At 34.4% G+C, this 21,561-nt stretch carries 24 protein-coding genes; 12 read left to right on the top strand and 12 right to left on the bottom strand.

Going from position 1 to position 21,561, the window contains the following annotated elements:
* Positions 1 to 30 precede the first annotated feature (30 nt).
* Positions 31 to 447, bottom strand: coding sequence for a Holliday junction resolvase RuvX (gene ruvX / locus AC3IS6_RS13660; protein WP_489160102.1), 417 nt, complete (start codon positions 445 to 447; stop codon positions 31 to 33).
* Between the two features lie 231 nt (positions 448 to 678).
* Positions 679 to 1,308, bottom strand: coding sequence for a PAS domain-containing protein (locus tag AC3IS6_RS13655; RefSeq protein ID WP_263360434.1), 630 nt, complete (start codon positions 1,306 to 1,308; stop codon positions 679 to 681).
* A gap of 287 nt (positions 1,309 to 1,595) precedes the next feature.
* On the opposite strand from AC3IS6_RS13655, the gene AC3IS6_RS13650 reads away from it, so the two are divergent.
* The gene (locus AC3IS6_RS13650; protein ID WP_489160100.1) at positions 1,596 to 2,411 is read left to right on the top strand and encodes a 2,3,4,5-tetrahydropyridine-2,6-dicarboxylate N-succinyltransferase; all 816 of its coding nucleotides are present in this window, start codon (positions 1,596 to 1,598) and stop codon (positions 2,409 to 2,411) included.
* 61 nt (positions 2,412 to 2,472) lie between these two features.
* Here the strand turns inward: AC3IS6_RS13650 and AC3IS6_RS13645 are convergent, their stop codons facing one another.
* The 3 genes from AC3IS6_RS13645 to AC3IS6_RS13635 all read right to left on the bottom strand — a co-directional run bounded on the left by AC3IS6_RS13645 (position 2,473) and on the right by AC3IS6_RS13635 (position 5,025).
* Positions 2,473 to 3,240, bottom strand: a complete 768-nt coding sequence (locus AC3IS6_RS13645) for a glycosyltransferase family 2 protein (protein ID WP_489160098.1) — start codon at positions 3,238 to 3,240, stop codon at positions 2,473 to 2,475.
* A gap of 6 nt (positions 3,241 to 3,246) precedes the next feature.
* Positions 3,247 to 3,960 carry a polysaccharide deacetylase family protein gene (locus tag AC3IS6_RS13640; protein WP_489160097.1) on the bottom strand — a complete coding sequence of 238 codons (714 nt, stop codon included), beginning with the start codon at positions 3,958 to 3,960 and terminating at the stop codon, positions 3,247 to 3,249.
* 315 nt (positions 3,961 to 4,275) lie between these two features.
* A complete protein-coding gene (locus AC3IS6_RS13635) occupies positions 4,276 to 5,025 on the bottom strand; it encodes a glycosyltransferase family 2 protein (protein ID WP_489160095.1) in 750 nt (249 codons plus the stop codon).
* Positions 5,026 to 5,152: 127 nt separating this feature from the next.
* On the opposite strand from AC3IS6_RS13635, the gene AC3IS6_RS13630 reads away from it, so the two are divergent.
* Both AC3IS6_RS13630 and AC3IS6_RS13625 read left to right on the top strand, forming a co-directional pair.
* Positions 5,153 to 6,217, top strand: a complete 1,065-nt coding sequence (locus AC3IS6_RS13630) for a glycosyltransferase family 9 protein (RefSeq protein WP_489160093.1) — start codon at positions 5,153 to 5,155, stop codon at positions 6,215 to 6,217.
* Positions 6,218 to 6,222: 5 nt separating this feature from the next.
* Positions 6,223 to 6,996, top strand: a complete 774-nt coding sequence (locus AC3IS6_RS13625) for a glycosyltransferase family 2 protein (RefSeq protein ID WP_489160091.1) — start codon at positions 6,223 to 6,225, stop codon at positions 6,994 to 6,996.
* On the opposite strand, the gene AC3IS6_RS13620 is transcribed toward AC3IS6_RS13625, so the two are convergent.
* The gene (locus AC3IS6_RS13620; RefSeq protein ID WP_489160089.1) at positions 6,977 to 7,744 is read right to left on the bottom strand and encodes a Kdo domain containing protein; all 768 of its coding nucleotides are present in this window, start codon (positions 7,742 to 7,744) and stop codon (positions 6,977 to 6,979) included. The genes AC3IS6_RS13625 and AC3IS6_RS13620 overlap by 20 nt on opposite strands.
* A 272-nt stretch (positions 7,745 to 8,016) precedes the next feature.
* A complete protein-coding gene (locus AC3IS6_RS13615; protein WP_489160087.1) occupies positions 8,017 to 8,895 on the bottom strand; it encodes a hypothetical protein in 879 nt (292 codons plus the stop codon).
* Between the two features lie 52 nt (positions 8,896 to 8,947).
* Between AC3IS6_RS13615 and glf the strand changes: the two genes are divergently transcribed.
* From glf to AC3IS6_RS13600, 3 genes are read left to right on the top strand one after another with little or no spacing between them, the layout of a single operon-like run.
* Positions 8,948 to 10,060 (top strand): UDP-galactopyranose mutase, encoded by a 1,113-nt coding sequence (gene glf, locus AC3IS6_RS13610; RefSeq protein ID WP_489160086.1) that lies wholly within the window; start codon positions 8,948 to 8,950, stop codon positions 10,058 to 10,060.
* Positions 10,053 to 10,817, top strand: coding sequence for a DUF4422 domain-containing protein (locus AC3IS6_RS13605; protein WP_489160084.1), 765 nt, complete (start codon positions 10,053 to 10,055; stop codon positions 10,815 to 10,817). The genes glf and AC3IS6_RS13605 overlap by 8 nt, the downstream gene beginning before the upstream one ends.
* Position 10,818: 1 nt before the next feature.
* Positions 10,819 to 11,379 (top strand): L-threonylcarbamoyladenylate synthase, encoded by a 561-nt coding sequence (locus AC3IS6_RS13600; RefSeq protein ID WP_173966737.1) that lies wholly within the window; start codon positions 10,819 to 10,821, stop codon positions 11,377 to 11,379.
* Positions 11,380 to 11,436: 57 nt separating this feature from the next.
* Here the strand turns inward: AC3IS6_RS13600 and AC3IS6_RS13595 are convergent, their stop codons facing one another.
* A complete protein-coding gene (locus tag AC3IS6_RS13595) occupies positions 11,437 to 12,561 on the bottom strand; it encodes a cysteine desulfurase family protein (RefSeq protein ID WP_489160082.1) in 1,125 nt (374 codons plus the stop codon).
* 87 nt (positions 12,562 to 12,648) lie between these two features.
* Here AC3IS6_RS13595 and AC3IS6_RS13590 point away from each other — a divergent pair, with 87 nt between their 5' ends.
* Complete coding sequence (locus AC3IS6_RS13590; RefSeq protein WP_489160080.1) at positions 12,649 to 13,629, top strand: hypothetical protein; 981 nt, start codon at positions 12,649 to 12,651, stop codon at positions 13,627 to 13,629.
* Positions 13,630 to 13,775: 146 nt separating this feature from the next.
* Here AC3IS6_RS13590 and AC3IS6_RS13585 read toward each other — a convergent pair whose 3' ends face one another.
* The 3 genes from AC3IS6_RS13585 to AC3IS6_RS13575 form a co-directional block, all read right to left on the bottom strand.
* Positions 13,776 to 14,327, bottom strand: a complete 552-nt coding sequence (locus AC3IS6_RS13585; RefSeq protein WP_230000475.1) for a DUF8465 domain-containing protein — start codon at positions 14,325 to 14,327, stop codon at positions 13,776 to 13,778.
* Complete coding sequence (locus tag AC3IS6_RS13580; protein ID WP_173966741.1) at positions 14,317 to 14,502, bottom strand: hypothetical protein; 186 nt, start codon at positions 14,500 to 14,502, stop codon at positions 14,317 to 14,319. Before AC3IS6_RS13580 ends, AC3IS6_RS13585 begins: the two co-directional genes overlap by 11 nt.
* A 397-nt stretch (positions 14,503 to 14,899) precedes the next feature.
* The gene (locus AC3IS6_RS13575; RefSeq protein ID WP_173966742.1) at positions 14,900 to 15,601 is read right to left on the bottom strand and encodes a DUF1003 domain-containing protein; all 702 of its coding nucleotides are present in this window, start codon (positions 15,599 to 15,601) and stop codon (positions 14,900 to 14,902) included.
* A 190-nt stretch (positions 15,602 to 15,791) separates the two neighbouring features.
* Between AC3IS6_RS13575 and AC3IS6_RS13570 the strand changes: the two genes are divergently transcribed.
* Positions 15,792 to 16,583: a serine O-acetyltransferase gene (locus AC3IS6_RS13570; protein WP_489160079.1), complete on the top strand. Its 792-nt coding sequence runs from the start codon at positions 15,792 to 15,794 to the stop codon at positions 16,581 to 16,583.
* Positions 16,584 to 16,585: 2 nt separating this feature from the next.
* Positions 16,586 to 17,473: a cysteine synthase CysM gene (cysM, locus tag AC3IS6_RS13565; RefSeq protein ID WP_489160077.1), complete on the top strand. Its 888-nt coding sequence runs from the start codon at positions 16,586 to 16,588 to the stop codon at positions 17,471 to 17,473.
* Between the two features lie 79 nt (positions 17,474 to 17,552).
* On the opposite strand, the gene AC3IS6_RS13560 is transcribed toward cysM, so the two are convergent.
* Positions 17,553 to 18,566 (bottom strand): sensor histidine kinase, encoded by a 1,014-nt coding sequence (locus tag AC3IS6_RS13560; protein ID WP_489160075.1) that lies wholly within the window; start codon positions 18,564 to 18,566, stop codon positions 17,553 to 17,555.
* A 195-nt stretch (positions 18,567 to 18,761) separates the two neighbouring features.
* Between AC3IS6_RS13560 and rlmD the strand changes: the two genes are divergently transcribed.
* From rlmD to AC3IS6_RS13545, 3 genes are read left to right on the top strand one after another with little or no spacing between them, the layout of a single operon-like run.
* A complete protein-coding gene (gene rlmD, locus AC3IS6_RS13555) occupies positions 18,762 to 20,174 on the top strand; it encodes a 23S rRNA (uracil(1939)-C(5))-methyltransferase RlmD (protein WP_489160074.1) in 1,413 nt (470 codons plus the stop codon).
* 10 nt (positions 20,175 to 20,184) lie between these two features.
* Positions 20,185 to 20,736 (top strand): DUF6452 family protein, encoded by a 552-nt coding sequence (locus AC3IS6_RS13550; protein ID WP_489160072.1) that lies wholly within the window; start codon positions 20,185 to 20,187, stop codon positions 20,734 to 20,736.
* Complete coding sequence (locus AC3IS6_RS13545; RefSeq protein WP_489160071.1) at positions 20,708 to 21,523, top strand: DUF6048 family protein; 816 nt, start codon at positions 20,708 to 20,710, stop codon at positions 21,521 to 21,523. The genes AC3IS6_RS13550 and AC3IS6_RS13545 overlap by 29 nt, the downstream gene beginning before the upstream one ends.
* Positions 21,524 to 21,561: the final 38 nt, after the last annotated feature.

The following is a 21,561-nucleotide window of genomic DNA, read 5'->3' as shown; positions in this document are numbered from 1 at the left end:
AAAAGGCCTGAAGATCGGGTATAAAAAAATCTAAAAACGTTTTGAAGAAAGGTAATCCTGAAGCATAATTGTAGCCGAAATTTCATCGATTAAACCTTTGTTCTGACGTTGTTTTTTACTAAGTCCGCTATCAATCATGGTTTGAAACGCCATTTTTGATGTAAAACGCTCATCTACACGAACAACTTTCATATCGGGGAAAATATTAGAAAAATGGGTAACAAACCCTTTAATTATTGAAGCGCTCTCTGATGGCTGACCGTTCATTTGCTTAGGTTCTCCAATTAAAACTGCTTCGACTTTTTCTTTTGTAAAATAATCTTTCAGAAAATCAATCAGGGTATTAGTCGGGATTGTTGTTAAACCTGAAGCAATAATTTGCATTTCGTCGGTAACAGCAATTCCGGTACGTTTTTGTCCGTAGTCTATGGAAAGAATTCTTGGCATTTTTGATTTTTTAACAAAGATAGAAAGGAAAAATCATAATCTTATAAACAAAATAAAAATTAATCCTAAAGGTCATTTACTTTATAACGCACTAATAAAACAATCCCATATAGGCTTAGAAAACTAGTAAATAGAACATTACGATTACACTCCTAACTAGAAATAAAAAATCCGTTTTGAAAACTCAAAACGGACTTTTCCCAAATATTCAAAACCTAAAAAAAATCAATTCTATCTATTGAACAATCTTCTAAAAAAACCTCTTTCCTCCTCTTCATCATTTTCCTGTACTTCATAATGAGCAAACTTCGCTTGAGATTTCTCATGTTCATATATTAGTTCTTTTATGTATTCAACATAAGTTCTTTTCTTTTCTTCCAGAAATCCAATAAGATACTTTTCACTAAACTCCATCCCGCTTGCCGCCTCAATTTGAAGCAGTTTTTTATACAATGGTTCTATATGCAACGCGATAACTTCCTGAGGAACCGCTTGTCGTCTTCCAAAATAATTAACAATAACGCCGTTCTCATCTTTTGCAATTTCAAAATCAGTGATTACCCAATAATAACGTCCTGACTTTGCTAAGTTTTTAACAATAGCATGGAAATTTTTTCCGCTTTTAAGATTCTCCCAAAGCACTTTAAAGATAACTCTTGGCATATCCGGATGACGTATAATATTATGTGGCTGCCCCATCAATTCATAATCTTCATAACCACATACATCTACAAATACTTCGTTGGCATATTCAATAATACCAAAAGCATTTGTCTTACTCATAATCACTTGTGTTTTATCCCACGTGACTTCTTTATCAATAACTGCTATTCGGTTTTGAAGTTGATTCTCTTGATTCATTTCTTACTAATTAAATAATTTTGTTTTGGAATGGTATTTTACAATTTCCCTCAATCTTTCAGGAATTATATCGCGAAATTAAAGAGAAGTAAAAACCAAAAATCTGATATTTATCATGTTTTCCTATTTAAAAAAGACGCTTATAAATCAACAACATTCTTACAATTTTACGAAGCCTTATTTATTTTATCAAAATACAAACAAAAAGTTATACCTGTAACATTTTACAAAGGTTTTACTTTTCTGCTTTTCTGTAAATACCTTATCTTTGCCAAAAATTATAACATATGAATTCTTTACAGACTATAATAGAACAAGCTTGGGAGAACAGAGCTTTATTACAAGAAACAACTACAACTGACGCTATCAGAGCCGTTATTGAATTGATTGACGCAGGAAAGTTACGTTGCGCCGAACCGGTTGGTGACAAGTGGCAGGTAAACGAATGGGTTAAGAAAGCGGTAGTAATGTATTTTCCAATTCAAAAAATGGAAACATGGGAATCAGGTATTTTCGAGTATCACGATAAAATGTTGCTAAAAAGTGGTTATGCTGAAAAAGGAATTCGTGTAGTACCTAATGCTGTAGCGCGTTACGGAGCATATATCTCGAGCGGTGTAATTTTGATGCCAAGTTATGTAAATATCGGTGCTTATGTTGACGAAGGTACAATGGTTGATACTTGGGCAACCGTAGGAAGCTGTGCGCAAATTGGTAAAAACGTTCACTTAAGTGGAGGCGTAGGTATCGGTGGTGTTCTAGAGCCGCTTCAGGCTGCTCCGGTTATTATTGAAGATGGTGCCTTTATTGGTTCTCGTTGTATTGTAGTAGAAGGTGTTCACGTTGGTAAAGAAGCTGTTCTTGGTGCTAATGTTTGCTTGACTGCTTCAACAAAAATTATCGATGTGACTGGTGACGAACCTGTTGAGATGAAAGGTTTTGTTCCTGCACGTTCAGTTGTGATTCCTGGAAGCTATACTAAAAAATTCGCTGCCGGTGAGTTTCAGGTTCCATGTGCCTTGATTATCGGTACCCGTAAACCATCAACAGATTTGAAAACTTCTTTAAACAATGCGCTTCGTGAATACGATGTCGCAGTTTAATTGACAACAGTCTTATAAATAATAAAAAACGGAATGAGCTTTTTACTCATTCCGTTTTTTATTATTCTATTCCTTTTATTTTTTTATGCTTTTCTTGCAGTTTTAAAAGCTTAGCATATTTCATATAAGAAGAAGCTCCCTGAATCATCGAAAACGTGAGACCGTCCAACCCGTGTAAAAATCCTTTCTTAAAAAAATAACACCTGAAAAAGGATACTGTACCATTCAATACAGGCTTAAAACTATTGACTCTTTTATTCCGGTCAAAAAGTTGTTGGGCATGCCAGGTAGAATACAGGTTTTTCTTTGCAATGAATTGATCAAGATTCTCCCATGCATAATGATTAATATGAACTTTCACATGTGCTTTTTTGTTCCCTGAAACCTTCTGATGTACGAAATCTTTTGACGGAGAAGCTGTTTTTTTGTTAAAAAATCGTGAAGTTTTATCAGGGTACCAACCAGCAAAATTAATCAGCTTATCCCCTAAATAATTATACAAACAAAAAGCATAAACATCATAATCCTGATTTTCATATTTTCCTGACAATATAAATTTCTCAGCATCTTCGGCCAAAATCTCATCGGCATCGAGATTTAGAATCCAATCATTTTTACAATAAGAAAGCCCATGAATTCTCTGAGGACCATCGCCTAAAAAACACTGCAGAATCACTTTAGCCCCTTTTTCTTCTGCAATTTTTACGGTATTATCTTTACTGAAAGAATCTACAACAATTACTTCGTCGCAAATTCTAAACAGAGCATCAATGCACTTACCTATGTTTTTTTCTTCATTATACGTTATTACCAGCCCGCTAATTTTCATACTATTTTAAAATAATTTAAGCTTTCCAATTTTCAATTTTAATTTAAATTTAAACAAACTATCTTCTCCTTTTATGTCAATTCTTTTTACCAAATAGTTATTTTTAAAAGGGAATTTATTCACTCTATTTCCTATTCGCAAACCATATTTTATACCATTTTCGCGCATGATTTTTTCAAAAACGGTAAACTCGGTATTTTTCTTAGCATAATTCCCAAAAGGATATGCCAGAACAGGTTTTATATCTAATTGATTGTCTTGTATAAATTTATTAGACTTAATAAAATCAGCTTCCAATTCTTCCTTAGACAACGAACTGTATCTTTTATGTTCAAAAGAATGATACCCCAGTTCAATAAGAGTAGTATCTAAACCTTTTAACTGTTCGACGCTCATGATTTTTTCTTTCCCTTCAATCCAGTAATCAAAATTTCCAACAAAAGAAAATGGTATAAAGAAAGAAGCTTTTAATTGGTATTTTTCAAGCAAAGGCACCGCATACAACAACTGGCACTCGGTAACATCATCAAAAGTGATTATAATGCTTTTTGAAGGAAGTTCTTTTAAATTTTCTAAATCCTTAAAATGAAATGTGGTGTAATTATTGTCATGTAAAAATTTAAACTGTGCTTCTAACTTTGCTACAGAAACACTTAGATTTAAAGACTTCGCTTCATCTTCAACAACGTTATGATACATTAAAATTGGCAGCTTTGACATTCTCTATTTTTTTAGCAAAGCTATCATTAATAGTATTATTTTTCACAAAAAAAACATTTTTAAGCAAAAAAAAATAAATGAAACAAAAAACCTTATAAATGTTAAATAAAATCAGCTCAATTCACTTAACAACCAGAGAAAAAGACTACAAAAGTAACACCTGCTGAGCCAAAATTAAGCAACAAACACCTTGCAGAAAATACATCTGACATCTGTTGTAATCAAAAAACCAAATAATAACATAGCTTGAAGCACCAGGTTTGTATATTAAACCCGTACTGTAAATGAGATTAGCACCTCCGTTTTTATCAAATTTTATTTTAGCTTCTTTTGAAGTTTTAAAAGCTTAGCATATTTCATATAAGAAAAGAAACTCTGAATCATAGCTATCGACAACCCGTCTACACCATTAAAAATACCCTTCTTAAAAAAGTAGCATCTGATAAACGCAACTGCTCCATTCGTAATCGGCTTAAGAGCATTTATTCTTCTTCCCTGATCGAACAATTGTTGTGCATGCCAACCGGAATATTGATTTTTCTTTGCAATAATCTGATCTAAAGAGTCCCATCCGTAGTGCAAGATGTGTACAGCGACCTTTTTCTCATTTTGGGTTATTATTTTCTGATGTACTTTAGAATCAGAAGGATGTGCCGTTTGTTTATTGAAGAAACGTACTTTTTGATCCGGATACCAGCCCGAAAAATCAATAAGTTTATCAGCTAAAAAGTTTTTTACTCTAAAACTAAAAGCATCATAGTTTCCTTCGAGATATTTTTTATCTAATATAAATTTTTCAGCATCTTTATCTAGAAATTCATCGGCATCAAGATTTAAAATCCAATCATTTTTGCAATAAGGCAAACCATGTGTACGTTGTGGACCATCACCCAAAAAAGCTTGTTCGATAACTATTGCGCCTTTTTCTTTCGCAATTTCAACTGTACGATCCTTGCTAAATGAATCGACTATGATCACTTCGTCACAAACCTTAAGCAAAGCATCAATGCATTTACCAATGTTTTTTTCTTCATTGAAAGTAATAATAAGACCACTAATTTGCATTTGAAAGGGGGTATTTTATTTTTTTGCAAAAATACGGCTTTTTATTTTAGTTACCTTATCTTAATCGTGCGTTTGCACACTTCACAAAATTATTACTAATTTAGCGCACAAATTGAATTTTAAATAAATGAGAATATTAGTCATTCAGCAAAAAAGAATTGGAGATGTATTAACGAGCACGATAATCTGTAATAACTTAAAAACCAAATATCCGGATTCGGTTATAGATTACATGTGTTATCCTAATTCTGTCGATGTACTAAAAGAAAACAAGAATATTGACAACATTATCCCTTTGTCGAATAAGGTTCGAAAATCAACTCCTTCTCTGTTTAAATTTATTTTCCAAATCCGACGCAATAAATACGATGCCGTTATTGACGTTTATTCTAAGTTGGAAACGAATTTAATTACGTTGTTTTCGGGAGCAAAATACAAAGTTTCGTATCGCAAATGGTACACCAAAGCATTCTACAACTACACCTATGAGCGTTTAGACGCCGTAGAATCTGAACATGGATTAGCTATTGAAAATCGTTTAATGCTTTTAAAACCGTTTATTTCTGAAAAGATTACAAATGTAAAACCAAAGATATTCCTGAAAGAATCTGAAATTAATGACGCCAAAAACCTTCTCAAAAGTTATCAGGTTGATAGCGAAAAACCATTAATTATGTTTGGAATTTTAGGAAGTGAAGTTTACAAAACCTATCCTTTAGAGGGGATGGCTAAAATAATCGATTTCACCGTTGCCAAAACCAACGCTACTATTATTTTCAATTATATTCCGGATCAAAAAGAACAGGCTCTGGAAGTATACAACCATTGTAGTGCCGAAACCAAAAAACACATCGTTTTTGATTTGTACTGCACAGAATTAAGACCTTTTCTAGCTTTACTTTCGCAATGCGAAATGTTGATCGGAAATGAAGGCGGAGCTGTAAACATGGCCAAGGCCCTTGACATTCCAACATTCTCTATCTTCACACCATCTGTTAGAAAAGAAACCTGGCAAATATTTGAAAATGAAGCCAAAAATTTCTCCATCCACCTGAAAGATTTAAAACCGGAAATATACAAACAGCATACCGAACAATATATAAAAGACCATACTTTTCAATACTACGATGAGTATCCCTTAGCTTTAATGCTTGAAAAGTTAGCTACTTATTTTCAGGAGTACAAGAATTAAATCTGATGAATACTACTGAAAGGCAAAAGTTATCCGTTTTGATCATTACGCTTAACGAAGAACAGCACATAAAATCACTGCTGGAAGACATCGATTTTGCCGATGAAATCATTGTCGTCGATTCTTACAGTACTGATCGTACGCTAAGTATAATTGAGTCTTTTAAAAACGTACGGGTAATCCAGAACCAATTCGTCAACTATACCTCTCAACGCAATTTTGCGATTGATCAGGCAAAAAATTCGTGGATATTATTTATTGATGCTGATGAACGATTAACTCCTGACCTGAAATCGGAAATTAGAACCACCATTAATCAGGAAAATACTGCAAGTGCTTATTTGATTTACAGAACATTTATGTTCAAAAACAGAAAGTTAAATTTTAGCGGTTGGCAAACCGACAAGATTTTCAGACTTTTTAATAAAACAAACTGCCGGTATAATCAGGACAGAATGGTACACGAAAAACTTATTGTAAAAGGACCTATTTCGACTTTAAAAAACAAAATCATTCATTTCTCTTATACCTCTTATACTGATTACAAAGCAAAAATGTACAGTTATGGGATTTTAAAGGCCAATGAAAAACAAAAAAAAGGACAGAAATCATCACGTTTACTGATGATTTTCCATCCTATCTATACTTTTTTATATCAATTTTTAGTTCGTCTGGGATTTTTAGACGGAATAAAAGGAATTACGATATGTTATTTAAACGCTTACAGCGTCTTTGTTCGCTATAAAGAGCTTTCCCGAATTACTTCTTCCAGAATTTAAGTTTCTTTTTCAAACGTTTTTTTCTGTAAAATTGCTCTTGAAAATCAGCTGTATATTTCCATAAAGTATCAAATGTTTTTTGCTCCGATTCTTTATAAAACTTGGCATACTCATTACTCATAACCGCTACCATTTCTTTTACAGGAGTCAAACGACACAAGTTTTTCATTCGCATTTCAAAAGTCATTGACTCGTGAAATTCCATTCGGTTCAAATCAACCAGAAAGAATTCATAATTCCCGTCCTGTTTCTTTTTAATCAAAGTATTTCCGGGTGAATGATCTAAAAATTCAATCCCTTTTTCATGAAGATCAAAACTAAATCGGGTAAATTGTCTCAGGATGTTATCATGATCCGGATAATCCGGAATTTCTACAAGCTCTCTGTACGTTAAATCAGTTACCAGATGTTCACTCGCATAATAACTGTCCCTTAAACCTACAAGATTAAAGTTCTCCAAAAATGCCATTGGCTGAGGAGTCCCAATACCTTTTTCTAATAAAATTGTAGCATATTCATACGAACGTCTCGCTTTTGATTTTCTAAAATAACGATAGGCTACTTTATTAATTAAATTCGGAATTTTGAATGATTTAATATTGATCGTCTTTCCATCAAGATCAAATAATTTAATAACATTACGATCTCCATTTCCAAACAACTCGCCTGAAGTCTTAAAGTTTTTAATAAAAGACAGTATATTTCTGGAGCTTTTTACTGCTGTTGAAAATTTAAATTTTGAGATCATTAAATATAACTTTGATATTAATTATTACCAGTTTCCAAAAGGACTTGATCCTGTTTGAAAAGCCAAAAAAAAAGCTTGTTTTCCGCAATTTTAAGCACTAAACGCAAGGATGCAAAAATAACCTTATAATTAAGAAAAATCAATTATTCTAAGATTAAATTTGCTGCTAAAATCGACAGTAGAAAAATTTTGATCGTTTCTGAACCTCCTTCTAAAAGTAAAAACCAGAGAATATTTCCATCCTTAAATCCTACTTAAGAGCAAAAAGTTACTTATGCCTTTTTCTTCTTTAGTGTGTATTTCAGCCACTGACCGAAATTTTTAAAATAAAGCTTAAAATTAGGTACGTTCAGCCTTTTTTCTTTTTCAATAATCTCCTTTATCTGAGGAATACTTTTAGTTGAAAAGAATCCCAATTTCTTCCATCTTTTAGGCTGCAAATAGTAAAAATCCTTATAATCTTTATAATTATTTTCATTTACAACAAGCCATTTGTCCAAAAACCCCTTGTCTACATCTACATTATGTCCCCAATTGTCAAGCTTAAAACGTAAGTCTTCTTCGGTTCTTGACAACGATTCATGCAGAACAATGTTGTTGGTATAAATCTGACGTTCCTTAATTCTTCTTCCGCTTTTGTAATTAGGATAGTTTGTAGCAAAAATAGCCTTTAGTGGTTTATCTACATATAAAATACCTTTATCGGTATACTTATAAAGCATCACCCAAAAAGCACAAATCTGTATCGGATGTTTTTCCGGATTAATTAAATAAGAATCGTATCGTCTTAGATCTGAAACAAACTTTTTAAAGTCAACAAAATATTCATCGCAATCTACCTGGACAATCCAATTTCCAATTCCCATTTTTTCGGCGAGCATTTTTCTCTCTCTAATTTCACATTCCATTGTAGTCAATGTCGGAACATAAAAATCGTCCTCATAAACCACTACTTTCTTATCGACATCAAAGTCCTTAATCCACTCAAAAAAAGAGTCGTCAATAGTAAAGCTGCCGCCATTCCAAGTATTTCTATTTTTATCAATGGCGATAAAAACCGCATCTGCCTCATTATACACTGTTGGAAGTGACGTTTTTAACAATTCATAATCATACGAAACCAGATAGCCTACTTGTATTTTTCCTGTCATTTTTACTTTTGTAATTTGTTGCAATTTACTAATTAATCTCTACTTTTGCATCATGAAAAAGCAATATGACTATTTAATAATTGGATCAGGACTCTATGGTAGTGTGTTCGCTCATGAAGCTACAAAAGCAGGAAAAAAATGCCTGGTAATTGACAAACGAGAACACATAGGAGGAAATGTATATTGCGAAAATATCGAAGGAATTAATGTTCATAAATACGGCGCACATATATTTCACACCAACGATAAAGCGATATGGGATTATGTGAATCAATTTGTTGAGTTTAACAATTTCACAAATTCTCCAATGTCACTCTCTAAAGGTAAAATGTACAATTTGCCTTTTAATATGAATACTTTTTATCAGCTTTGGGGTACCAAAACTCCTCAGGAAGCCAAAGCCAAAATTGATGAGCAAGTAGCTACTTATGGAGTAAAAAATCCACAAAATCTGGAAGAACAAGCACTAAGCCTTGTCGGGAAAGATATTTATGACAATTTTATAAAGGAGTACACCGAAAAACAGTGGGGAAGAAAAGCTACTGAATTACCTGCTTTTATCATAAAAAGACTTCCGGTTCGATTCACTTTTGACAACAACTATTTTAACGATACCTATCAAGGAATCCCGATTGGCGGTTATAATAAACTAATCGAAAAATTGTTAGACGGAATTGAAGTAATCACCAATACCAATTATTTTTCAGACCGGGCGAGATTTGACGGACTTGCTGATAAGATTGTCTACTCCGGAAAAATTGACGAATATTTTGATTATAAATTAGGCCTTCTTGAATACAGATCGCTGCGTTTTGAAAACGAAACCCTTGACACGGATAACTTTCAAGGAAATGCGGTTATTAATTACAATGATGCCGACTATCCTTTTACCCGAATAATTGAGCACAAACATTTTGAATTTGGCAAGCAGAAGAAAACCGTTATTACAAAAGAATACCCTTGTGAATGGAATCCTTCTAATGAAGCTTTTTATCCGATAAACGATGCTAAAAACCAGACGCTATTTGAAGAATACAAAAAGTTGTCGTTAGAACAAACGAATGTAATATTTGGAGGAAGATTGTCAGAATATAAGTATTACGACATGCACCAGATCATCGCCATAGCTTTAAAACGATCTAAAACAGAATTGACAAATGATTAAGATTTTTATCGTAACTCATAAAGAAAACCCGGTATTATCCAATGATATTCTCGTTCCAATTCAGGTTGGAACAAACGAACCAATCACTGCTACTATCCTGAGAGATAACATACAGGACAATATCGGAAACAAAAACAGTAATTATTGTGAATTAACAGCTGCTTACTGGATTTGGAAAAATGAAAAAGAAGCAGACTATGTAGGTATTTGTCATTACAGAAGATATCTTAACTTTTACAACGACTGGTACAATCTAAAACCTTCGGCACAGAAAAAAATCAAAAACGAAGATTTCAAAAACACTAAACTGTACAACGTACCTTCTGAAAAACTGGAGAAAAAAATAGCTTCTCTTCTTTCAGAGTACGACGTAATTCTATGCCGTCCTTATAAGTTCAAAAAAGGATCTTTGACCGACAACTACTGTGAAGAACACAGAAAAGAGGACTGGGATTTAACCAAACAGATCATTCTGGAAAAATACCCGGAATACAAAAACAGTATTACTCAGTTTCTCGACGAAGGAACTCTGTTTCATATGGGAAATATGATGGTTAGTTCAAAAGAAAAATTTGATGCATACTACACCTGGCTTTTTTCCATTCTGTTTGAACTAGAATCCCGAATTACAATTCCGGAAGATGCTTATCAGGCCCGAATTTTTGGTTTTATATCAGAAAGACTAATCAATCTTTACATGTATCATCATAACTTCAAAATCAAAGGAGTCCCATCATACAAAATAATTGACTTGTAATATGAACGAAGAAATAATCAAAGCGTACGAAGTCATAAAAGAAGGCGGAATCATTCTATACCCTACCGATACGGTGTGGGGAATTGGCTGCGACGCAACAAATCCAGAGGCTGTTGCCAAAATATACAAACTCAAACAACGTGCTGAAACACAAAGCATGATTGTATTGATGAACGGGGAAAAAATGATGTACAATGTATTCAAAAACATCCCCGAAGTAGCCTGGCAACTTTTAGATTTATCCGAAAAACCTACTACCTTAATATTAGACGAACCCCGTAATGTTGCTCCAAACATTATCGCTGCAGATAATTCGCTTGGAATCCGTCTGGTAAAAGAGCCGTTCTGTTTCAAACTATTAGAACGAATGAAGAAGCCGCTGGTTTCTACTTCGGCCAACATTTCAGGACAACCTACTCCAATTGCCTTTAAAGACATCAGTCCCGAGATTGTAAATGGTGTTGATTATGTAGTAAACCTCTATCACGACAGAGTTGCCGGAAAACCTTCAACCATTATAAAACTAACGAATGATTCGCAGGTAAAAGTGATTCGTAAATAATTTTTTTGTTTCAGGTTTCAGGTTTCAAGTAGAACTTGAAACCTGAAACCTGAAACTTTAAACACCTTTTAAACCCTCAATCAACCAATCAATATCTTCTTTGGTATTGAAATGACTAAATGAAATTCGGAGATTTGGTAATTTTAAATCCGTCTCCGAAAGCATTTCTTTCAAAACATGGGAGGGCTTTACACTACCCGACTGGCAAGCACTACCTCTTGAAACTGCTATTCCTTTCATATCCAGACTAAACAACAACATTGAAGTTTTGTCGGCTGAAAAAGGCAAAATAATATTGATAATGTTATAAAAATCCTCTTTTTTACCATTGATTCTAAAGCCTGGAAAATAAATTTCGAGCTGATCAATCAAATACATTTTTAAATCGGTAATATAACTTCTCTCCTGATCTAAATTCTCATACGAAAGCATCAATGCTTTTGCCATTCCGGCAATCTGATGCACCGCTTCCGTACCGGCACGAAGTCCTTTTTCCTGCTCTCCTCCAAAAATTAAAGGCTGCAATCCGGAATTCTTTCGAACAAAAACAAAACCCACCCCTTTTGGACCGTGGAATTTATGCGCGCTTGCCACAATAAAATCAACAGGGATTTTTTGCAAATCGATCTCCGTTTTTCCAACAGATTGAATGGTATCCGAATGAAACAAAGCATTGTATTGCTTGCAGATTACACCAACTCTTTCCAGATCTAAAACAGCTCCGGTTTCATTGTTTACATGCATCAAACTAACAATTGTCTTTTTCTCTTCGGCTAATAAATTTGACAAATGTGTTAAATCGATATTTCCATGAGGGTCTATATTCACATAATCGACCTGAACCTTATACTCCGATTCTAAAACCATTGCAGTATGCAACACTGCATGATGTTCGATTCTGGTTGTAATGATACGCTCTGCTTTAAGATCTTCGACCGCAGAACGAAGAATCCAATTATCGGCTTCAGTACCTCCTGAAGTAAAAATAATCTCCTGTGCGGTACAATTTAAGTGCTTGGCAATACTTTTTCTGGAAAGCTCCAAAATAGTCTTTCCATTTCTTCCAAAACTGTGTGTAGAAGACGGATTACCAAAATCTTCTGTCATCACTTTTGTCATTTCCTGAATTACTTCAGGACGCATAGCGGTTGTAGAGGCGTTATCGAGGTATACTTTTTTCATTGCCGCAAAGTTATGAAATATCAATTGTCAAATGTTGAATATCATTTGACAAATTTTTCACTATTTTTGACCTCAAATAAAATTACGATGAAAAAATATGCAAGCCTTCTCTTCTTTGCGCTTTTATTAAACGGCTGCGATGATGGCGATTTAACGGTAGACACAATTGATTTTAGTGACCCTACTATTACGGCTCAGACCTGTAATGATAAAACAAACGGTCTTATATACAAACTTAAAAAACAAGAATCATTAATGATTCAGTTTCCTGATAACACTCTTATAAATGATGCAACATTAGCAGGCAAACCCTTATCTTATGATATCAACAACACCACAACCCGTGTGGTATATAGAGCCTATAATGGTCTGGTTGGTACTGCAAATATCTGTGGCGCGATCCCCCCAACAACACCAAGCGTAACTGAGGAATGGCAAGCCACAGCCGGAAAAATCGTGGATATCACTACGGCAGCTGTAACGGATAACGCCGACGGGAGCTCTACAATTACAGGCTACAATCATAACCTTGTTTTCCAGAACATTACTTTCCTAAAACCTTCAGGACCACAGGTAGAGGCTGAATATTCATTTGGTCTTTTTAAAACCTCTTACAATTCGCCAAGTACCCTTTTTACGGGGCCCTTAAAACAATGTCCGGGTAACAAAACCCTAGTATATAACCAAACAGCATCAACTGCTTTAACAATCGACAACATAGATCCTCTGCTGATTAAAAATGAGGTCACAACCCAACCAAGAATCGGCTTAATAAGCGCTACAACAAATAAAGTTTTAATACGCACTTTTGGTATTGACGGCTCTTTACCTCCAGGCTACTTTTGTACTAGTCCCCTACCTTCTACTCCAACTGTGAAAGAAACATGGATAGCAGGAAACAGTGTACAAAATGTAAATGGAACTATCGAAGTCACCACAAAACTTGTTGGAACCGCTTACTTTCATACTATTGTTCTTAAAGGCGTAAAATTCGAGAGAGGAAACAGTAGTTTCAAGCTACCAAACGAATACACTTTTGGGGTTCTTGAAATTTCAACCACACCATAAAAACTATTTTCAAACGACAAATATTGGCTTAAAAAAATCTTACAAAAAAACGTCCGTTTTCTAAACTGATTTCATAACGAATTCAGAAGGAAAATTGGACGTTTTTTTATGCTTTAAATTCAATATTCTTCTATCGAAATCAGATGTTATTTCTGGTTTTGTCTAAAATAAACTTCGGTGGCTCCTAAGCCATATTTTTGATAATTGGCATCCTGAAAATCGATTCCGTCATAACGTCCCAACAAAAAGTCAAGTTCGGCTTTTAAAATTCCTTCGCCGACACCATGAATAAAAACGATTTTCGGAATGCGGTTTCTGATCGCAAACTCAATATGTCTTTTTGCCGTTTCCGTCTGTAAGGTGAGAATATCATAGTTAGACATTCCGCGTTTGTTTGGTACCAGTTTTTCGATATGCAAATCAAATTCAGGAGCCGAAATTTCACGTTTATCTTTCTTTTCTTTCACAAAACTCCTTGGTTTCGGCTCTGTTTTTTCCTTTGAAATCTCATCTAAATCAATTCTTTTAATAGAATTCATTAAATTACTGGAATCTTGCACTTTAAGCAATTCATTGACAAAAAATGTCATCATAAAACCATCTTCAGTTTCAATCAAAACCTCCTTATTTTTCACTGAAACAACTGTTCCGTTTATAGCTTCGTCTAAGACTGAAACCTTATCCCCTTTAGTCAACATCCTTCTCTTCTTTATCTTGATTTTTACTCGGTGTTTTTGCACTCAACTGCATCATTCCATACATGAAAACTGCTATCGCAATTACCATAATATAGATGTTTTTTTCTGCTGATACCTGCTCGTATAACGCAACCGAAATAGCAAGAATCATTATTAAAATTTTAAACGCTTTCATTTTTTATAAGTATTAAAGATCCAAAAGTATGAAACTTTAAAATAGCAATTCCTTCCTCCCGAAACTACCTCCATTATTTTTTTTGTTCTCACAAAAAAAACAAGCCTCAAAATTCAGAAAAACAAACGTACTCTCAGGTCTCTAAAACATACCCTATTTACAAGTACATTTTAAGGAATTTAAAAACTACTTTATTCCTACTTTTTTTTTACACTGATTTTCAGCAGTACCCAAAGTGCATTTCATTCATTGTACTACCCTTTTTATTTTCAAAAACTAAAGCTTCCTTTTGTCAAAAAAACCAGATTCAATTATCTAAAACACTCCGTGCTTTTATACATAAAAACTCATCCTTCTTAATTTTGAATCGCTTCAATGTTTGCTGTTTTTGTAAGACTTATTTTTTAATCTGATTCAAAATATCGTTCATCATTTCGATTTGAACTTTTTGAATTTCGATTAATTCCTGTTGCTGATGCATAATCAAATGATCTATTTTATCATGAATCATTCTAATCTCCAGTTCCGATTTCAGATTGATCATATAATCTTTTTTAGCACGATTTCGATCCTTCTCTTCCTGACGATTCTGACTCATCATTATGACCGGAGCCTGCAATGCAGCAATGCACGACAAAATCAAATTCAACAAAATAAACGGATACGGATCAAAACCTTTGTTCACCAAAATGTAAACATTCGCACCAATCCAAACCACAATGAAAAACAAAAACGAAATTATAAATGTCCAACTTCCTCCAAAATCTGCCACCTGATCGGCGACTCTTTGCCCAAAATTCCTGGTTTCTGTTTCATCTTCAACTGTACTAACAATCGATTTATCTTCTTTTAGCGAAGAAATAACATTTTTTTCAAGATCGGAAAGCGCACCAATTTCGGTTGACAAATAGTTTGAAATATACCTCTGACGGTATTCATTCAATTCTTTTACTGCAATACAATCCTCGTCACTAAAAGAAGGATGATCTTTAATAATCAATCCTAATATGGGATCGTGTATCGATTTTCCGTAAATTTTATCGGTTTCAGGAAAGGAAATATCAGAAATAGCGCTTTTAAAAGTCGAATTATTTTTCATTTTTATATTTTTTACACGCTAATTTACACATTTAACTCCTTAAGAATTACATAAAACACAACCATTTGCATTTCTTTTATTTATCACAAATACAGTACTCAAAAGAAAATTTCTTTATAGAATTCCTGCCTTTATTTACAAAAAACACCTTACTTTTAGCCTTTCTTATTATCCATTCAATTTCACCACTGTGACAAAAGACATTATCATACAAAACATAAAAGCTTTAAAAAGTCATTCAAACATAAATTACGGCATCAAAACCAAAACAGAAGATTTTACCGAAAAGCTATTTTATACCCTTTTTGATTCAAATGCAGCTTTAGATGAAAGCATCAAAGAATTGGAAATTCGTTTTAAGGAAATTGCTGTTCTGGCGTGTAAAAAATCTAAAAATCTCTGTGAATCCATTTGGGATCGTTTTCTGGAGAAATTACCAGGGGTTTTAGAAAAGCTAAATCACGATGCAGAATACATCCTTGAAAATGACCCTGCATCTAATAGCATTGACGAAGTATACCTGGGGTATCCCGGATTCTATGCCATTGCTATTTACCGTTTAAGTCATGAATTGTATCTTTTGGACTTATTGCTTTTTTCGCGATTAATGAGCGAGTACGCACATCGAATTACCGGAACCGACATTCATGCCGGAGCCGATATTGCCTCTCCTTTTTTTATTGATCACGCTACCGGAATTGTGATTGGTGAAACTACCGTGATTAAAAAACATGTAAAGATTTACCAGGGTGTTACTTTAGGAGCCTTGAGCGTAAGCAAGGAAATGAAAAACGCCAAAAGACACCCCACTGTAGAAGCAAATGTATGCATTTATGCCAATGCTACTATTCTAGGAGGCGAAACTACAATTGGAAAAAACAGCATTGTAGGTGGAAATGCATGGATTACCAAGTCGATTCCTGAAGATTCGATCGTTTTAAATACCACTACAACTGAAGTCAAAATAAAAGAAAAAAAATAAAAATGAGTCCACAGAAATTGCTAAACCTAATTGGAAACACTCCTTTGATGGAAACTGTCAATTTGGTTAAAAATAAAAACGTAAAACTTTTACTGAAACTTGAAGGGAATAATCCCGGAGGTAGCGTAAAAGACAGAGCGGCATATAACATGATTGCATCCGCTGTCGAAAGAGGCGATATTAAAAAAGGCGACAAGCTAATTGAGGCCACCAGCGGAAATACCGGAATTGCTCTGGCCATGATTGCACAATTGTTTCAAATCGAAATTGAATTGGTGCTGCCTGAAGATTCTACAAAAGAACGAACCCAAACCATGCGCGCTTATGGCGCTACAGTTATTTTAACGCCAGCTAGCGAAGGAATTATCGGCTCAAGGGACTACGCCGACAAAAAAGTTGCCAAAGGCGGTTATTTGATGCTAAATCAGTTTGCAAATGAAGACAACTGGAAAGCGCATTACAAAACCACTGGTCCTGAAATCTGGAATGATACTGACGGAACGGTAACCCATTTTGTTTCGGCTATGGGAACCACAGGAACTATCATAGGAACTTCGACTTACTTAAAAGAAAAAAACAAAAACATTCAAATCATCGGCGCCCAGCCCAGTGACGGATCTCAGATCCCTGGAATTCGAAAATGGCCTCAGGAATATTTACCGAAAATTTTTGACGCCTCAAAAGTAGATACCGTTGTTGATGTAAGTGAAACTGAAGCCAGAGAAATGACCAAAAGACTTGCTCTTGAAGAAGGCGTTTTTGCCGGTATGAGCAGCGGGGGATCTGTAGCTGTAGCATTAAAAATTGCTGAACAACTGGAATCAGGAGTTATTGTTGCGGTAATTTGTGATCGCGGTGATCGTTATTTATCTTCTGATTTATTTGACTAAAAATCTGAATTGCTGAGATTTTAAAGTCTTTTGAATCTCAGCAATTCAAAACTTCATAATCAATTCTAAATTAGGAAAACTACAATTCAAACTCGATTCTAAATTCAGCTCCTTTATTTTTGCCATCACTGGAAGCCGTAAGCTTTCCTTTATTCTTCTCAATTATTTTTTTACACAGATACAAACCAATTCCTGTCGAAGATTCGTTGGCAGTACCCAGTCGGCTCATTTTTGTAAATTTCTTAAAGAGTTCATCAATCTGAGTTTTATCAAAACCAATTCCGTTATCTTTAACCGTTACGATAAATCTTCCATCTTCCGTATAAATTCGAACTTTAACTTCACTGTCAAAATAAGAAAATTTAACGGCATTGCTAATCAAATTCACCAAAACCTGAACCAACAAGCCTTCGTCAATTCTTAACTTTGCCTCAACCATCTCTAAGCTCAAACTTAATTTGATGTTCTTATCGATCAAACGCTGTTCAACCTGTTCGTTTATAAAAGGTAAGATATTAGGAAAAGAAACCATTCTCATCTCTAAATTCCCTTTCACCACCCTATCCTGTTCCTGTAATAATTTAATAAAATTTTCAATGTATCGAAATTGCAGATTAGTCGATTCACAAATCAATTCTGCCAATTGACGAACAGATTCTGATGGGTTTTCGCTAATAATCAGCCTTGCCAGTCCCTGCGGATTTCCGGCAAAATTTTTCAAATCATGCGAAAGCATATAGATCAAATCTTGTTTTTCATTGATAAAACTTTCTGATTCATAAATAGATTCCTGAATGTTACACAACAACAAACCTGCTTCATCGCTATATTCTGTAGGCAAAATAGACAGCCTTCTATTATTTCTGTAATCGTCCAAGGCTTTCGAAGCTATCGAAATAGGCTTAATTAAGTGATTTAAAACCAACAGCGTCAACAATGTTGCCAACAAAGTCATAACCAGAGAGAAAATCAAAATAGAAGTAGCCGAAACACTGTGATTGTAATACAATACATAAAACAAGATTCCAATCAGGGGAATATGAATACCGATAAAAGCAACAAACAAAAATTTGAAAGCGTAACTTTTCTTCAAAAAGCCAATTTGTGACAGACTATGATACAACTTCATAAAAGACAACAATACTAATAGGTTAAAAATGCAGTATTCAGGGTGATTGTTATAAACAAAGTTAACTTTTAAACTCGATTAAACGACTAAATTAGGGAATTTGATAAAATATTTTAAAAATTAAATTTATAAAAGTTTACAAACCCTTATTTTTGCGCTATGGGAAGAAAAAATACAGACAAAGTTGTCTTTCATCAAATTCAGGTTCTTGATGCAGGAGCAAAAGGAGTATCAGTAGCAAAGGCTCCTGACGGAAAAGTAATCTTTATTCCGAATGTCGTTCCTGGCGATGTAGTAGACGTACAAACCTTTAAGAAAAGAAAAGCCTATTATGAAGGCAAAGCCGTAAAATTTCACGAATTATCAGAACATCGTATTGAGCCAATCTGCGATCATTTTGGGGTTTGTGGAGGATGTAAATGGCAAAATATGAAATACAGTCAACAGCTGTATTACAAACAAAACGAAGTAAAAAATCATTTGCAGCGCATAGGGAAAGTAGAACTTCCTGAATTCGAAGACATCTTAGGTTCTGAAAAACAGTTTTTCTACAGAAACAAGATGGAATTTTCATTTTCTAACAGCCGTTGGCTAACCGAAAAGGAAATTGAAAGTACAGAAGACCTAGGAAACCGAAATGCCTTAGGATTTCATATTCCGAAAATGTGGGACAAAATTCTGGACATTCAAAAATGTCATTTACAGGAAGATCCTTCAAATGCCATCAGAAATGAAATCAGGGCTTTTGCAAACGATCATAATCTGGCCTTCTTTAATCCGAGAGAACATTCCGGTTTACTGAGAACAGTAATGATTCGTACAGCTTCTACTGGTGAAATCATGGTTTTGATTCAGTTTTTTGAAAACGATCCTAAAAACCGTGAATTGATTTTAGATCATCTTTACAAAAAGTTTCCGCAGATTACTTCATTGCAATATGTAGTAAACGCCAAACAAAACGATACGATTTACGATCAGGATATTAAATTGTACAAAGGAAGAGATTATATACTGGAAGAAATGGAAGGTTTAAAATTCAGCATCAATGCTAAATCTTTCTACCAGACCAATTCAGATCAGGCTTATGAATTATACAAAATAACCCGTGATTTTGCCGGACTTACTGGTAACGAAACGGTTTATGATTTGTATACCGGAACTGGAACTATTGCACAGTTTGTTTCTAAAAAAGCAAAAAAAGTAATTGGTGTCGAAAGTGTCCCTGAAGCAATTTTAGATGCTAAAGCCAATGCAGAACGCAATAATATTACCAATTGTGAGTTTTTTGTAGGTGATATGAAAGTTGTTTTCAACGAAGCTTTCATTGCTCAGCACGGAAAACCGGATGTTATTATCACAGATCCACCAAGAGATGGAATGCACGCCGCGGTTATTGATCAAATTTTGAAGATTGCTCCTGAAAAAGTAGTTTATGTAAGTTGTAATTCAGCAACTCAGGCACGTGATTTGGCTTTAATGGATGAAAAATACAAGGTAACCCGCGTTAGACCTGTTGATATGTTTCCGCAAACGCATCATGTCGAAAATGTTGTACTTTTAGAACTTCGATAATAAAACTTAAATGAAAAAAATAATCTCTCTTTTATTAATCTTTACTTTTGGTCTGTCCAGTTGTGAGAAAGACGACATTTGCGACGCCAATACTCCTACTACTCCAAGATTAGTAATTACATTCTATAGCGACGCCGAACCTACTCTAAAACAAAATGTAAAAGATCTGATGGTAATTGGAGGAGCAGAGGGAGAGAACAAAGGAATTGTTTTTAATAAAAGCATAACAGACGAAACGAATCCGGCAAGATATGTAACCAATTCAAACACTGTTTCGATCCCCTTAAGAACAGATCAGAATACTACAACTTATCGTTTTGTTTACAACTCTTTAAGTACTAATCCTGCGACAAAAAACACAGACGTTTTAACTTTTTATTATACCCATCAAAATGTGTATGTATCAAGAGCTTGCGGCTTTAAAACCACCTTTACACTTGATCAATTACAACCTTTCTCATTAGCTGATTCCGGAAATGACATATTATGGATCAAGCAGATTTTTGTAAAAAAGCTTAATGTTGAACTTGAAAATGAGACACATGTTGAGATATATTTTTAGTATTTGCTTATTGTTTTCAATGTTTTTGGGTCATTCTCAGGAAACATCAACCGCAACAGTAACAAAAGAAGCCGTTAAAACAAATCCGAAGTCACAAGCAGCCAAACCAGCTGTTAAGGAAACCAAACTTGATAGTATCAAAACGGATCGTTATGGACTTCGCGTAGGAGTTGATTTGTACAAATTAACACGTGGATTGTACGATAAGAACTACAAGGGTATTGAGGTTACGGGTGATTTTCGTCTAACAAAAAAATACTACCTGGCTGCTGAACTTGGTTTTGAAGACAAAACCACAGACGACGACCGATTAAATTCTACAACAACCGGAACTTATGTCAAAGGAGGTTTTGACTACAATTTGTATCAAAACTGGCTGGACATGGAAAATTTAATTACAATAGGTCTGCGAGGTGGCTTCAGTACCTTTAGTCAACAATTAAACACCTATAAGATTTACAACCCAAATCCGTATTGGGGAGAACAGCCGGCGATTGTCTCCGGTGAAAAATACAATGGTCTAACAGCAGGTTGGCTTGAAGTTGCAATGGGAGTAAAAGCAAAAGTTTTTAATAATGTATTTGTCGGTTTTGGAGTTCAGCTAAAACTTTTAGTCGCCAACCAAAAACCTTCGGGCTTTGACAATCTTTACATTCCGGGCTTTAACAGAACCTACGATGGTAGTTTCGGAATCGGGTTTAACTATACCGTTTCTTACTTTATTCCACTTTACAAGAAAAAGACAATCATTCCTGAACTAATAAAAAAGGAAACTATTAGAAAATAATAAACCTTCAATTATTAAAAAATCCAAATTCCAATAAA

The organism is Flavobacterium sp. KH_035 (assembly GCF_057839565.1).
Note: the sequence above shows the minus strand (reverse complement) of the source record. Positions and strands in the feature narration are given on the sequence as shown.

Excerpts from the sequence above, each read along its gene's own strand:
- ruvX (WP_489160102.1), bottom strand. The coding sequence starts at position 447 with ATGCCAAGAATTCTTTCCATAGACTACGGACAAAAACGTACCGGAATT.
- AC3IS6_RS13655 (WP_263360434.1), bottom strand. The coding sequence starts at position 1,308 with ATGAATCAAGAGAATCAACTTCAAAACCGAATAGCAGTTATTGATAAA.
- AC3IS6_RS13650 (WP_489160100.1), top strand. The coding sequence starts at position 1,596 with ATGAATTCTTTACAGACTATAATAGAACAAGCTTGGGAGAACAGAGCT.
- AC3IS6_RS13645 (WP_489160098.1), bottom strand. The coding sequence starts at position 3,240 with ATGAAAATTAGCGGGCTGGTAATAACGTATAATGAAGAAAAAAACATA.
- AC3IS6_RS13640 (WP_489160097.1), bottom strand. The coding sequence starts at position 3,960 with ATGTCAAAGCTGCCAATTTTAATGTATCATAACGTTGTTGAAGATGAA.
- AC3IS6_RS13635 (WP_489160095.1), bottom strand. The coding sequence starts at position 5,025 with ATGCAAATTAGTGGTCTTATTATTACTTTCAATGAAGAAAAAAACATT.
- AC3IS6_RS13630 (WP_489160093.1), top strand. The coding sequence starts at position 5,153 with ATGAGAATATTAGTCATTCAGCAAAAAAGAATTGGAGATGTATTAACG.
- AC3IS6_RS13625 (WP_489160091.1), top strand. The coding sequence starts at position 6,223 with ATGAATACTACTGAAAGGCAAAAGTTATCCGTTTTGATCATTACGCTT.
- AC3IS6_RS13620 (WP_489160089.1), bottom strand. The coding sequence starts at position 7,744 with ATGATCTCAAAATTTAAATTTTCAACAGCAGTAAAAAGCTCCAGAAAT.
- AC3IS6_RS13615 (WP_489160087.1), bottom strand. The coding sequence starts at position 8,895 with ATGACAGGAAAAATACAAGTAGGCTATCTGGTTTCGTATGATTATGAA.
- glf (WP_489160086.1), top strand. The coding sequence starts at position 8,948 with ATGAAAAAGCAATATGACTATTTAATAATTGGATCAGGACTCTATGGT.
- AC3IS6_RS13605 (WP_489160084.1), top strand. The coding sequence starts at position 10,053 with ATGATTAAGATTTTTATCGTAACTCATAAAGAAAACCCGGTATTATCC.
- AC3IS6_RS13600 (WP_173966737.1), top strand. The coding sequence starts at position 10,819 with ATGAACGAAGAAATAATCAAAGCGTACGAAGTCATAAAAGAAGGCGGA.
- AC3IS6_RS13595 (WP_489160082.1), bottom strand. The coding sequence starts at position 12,561 with ATGAAAAAAGTATACCTCGATAACGCCTCTACAACCGCTATGCGTCCT.
- AC3IS6_RS13590 (WP_489160080.1), top strand. The coding sequence starts at position 12,649 with ATGAAAAAATATGCAAGCCTTCTCTTCTTTGCGCTTTTATTAAACGGC.
- AC3IS6_RS13585 (WP_230000475.1), bottom strand. The coding sequence starts at position 14,327 with ATGTTGACTAAAGGGGATAAGGTTTCAGTCTTAGACGAAGCTATAAAC.
- AC3IS6_RS13580 (WP_173966741.1), bottom strand. The coding sequence starts at position 14,502 with ATGAAAGCGTTTAAAATTTTAATAATGATTCTTGCTATTTCGGTTGCG.
- AC3IS6_RS13575 (WP_173966742.1), bottom strand. The coding sequence starts at position 15,601 with ATGAAAAATAATTCGACTTTTAAAAGCGCTATTTCTGATATTTCCTTT.
- cysM (WP_489160077.1), top strand. The coding sequence starts at position 16,586 with ATGAGTCCACAGAAATTGCTAAACCTAATTGGAAACACTCCTTTGATG.
- rlmD (WP_489160074.1), top strand. The coding sequence starts at position 18,762 with ATGGGAAGAAAAAATACAGACAAAGTTGTCTTTCATCAAATTCAGGTT.
- AC3IS6_RS13550 (WP_489160072.1), top strand. The coding sequence starts at position 20,185 with ATGAAAAAAATAATCTCTCTTTTATTAATCTTTACTTTTGGTCTGTCC.
- AC3IS6_RS13545 (WP_489160071.1), top strand. The coding sequence starts at position 20,708 with ATGAGACACATGTTGAGATATATTTTTAGTATTTGCTTATTGTTTTCA.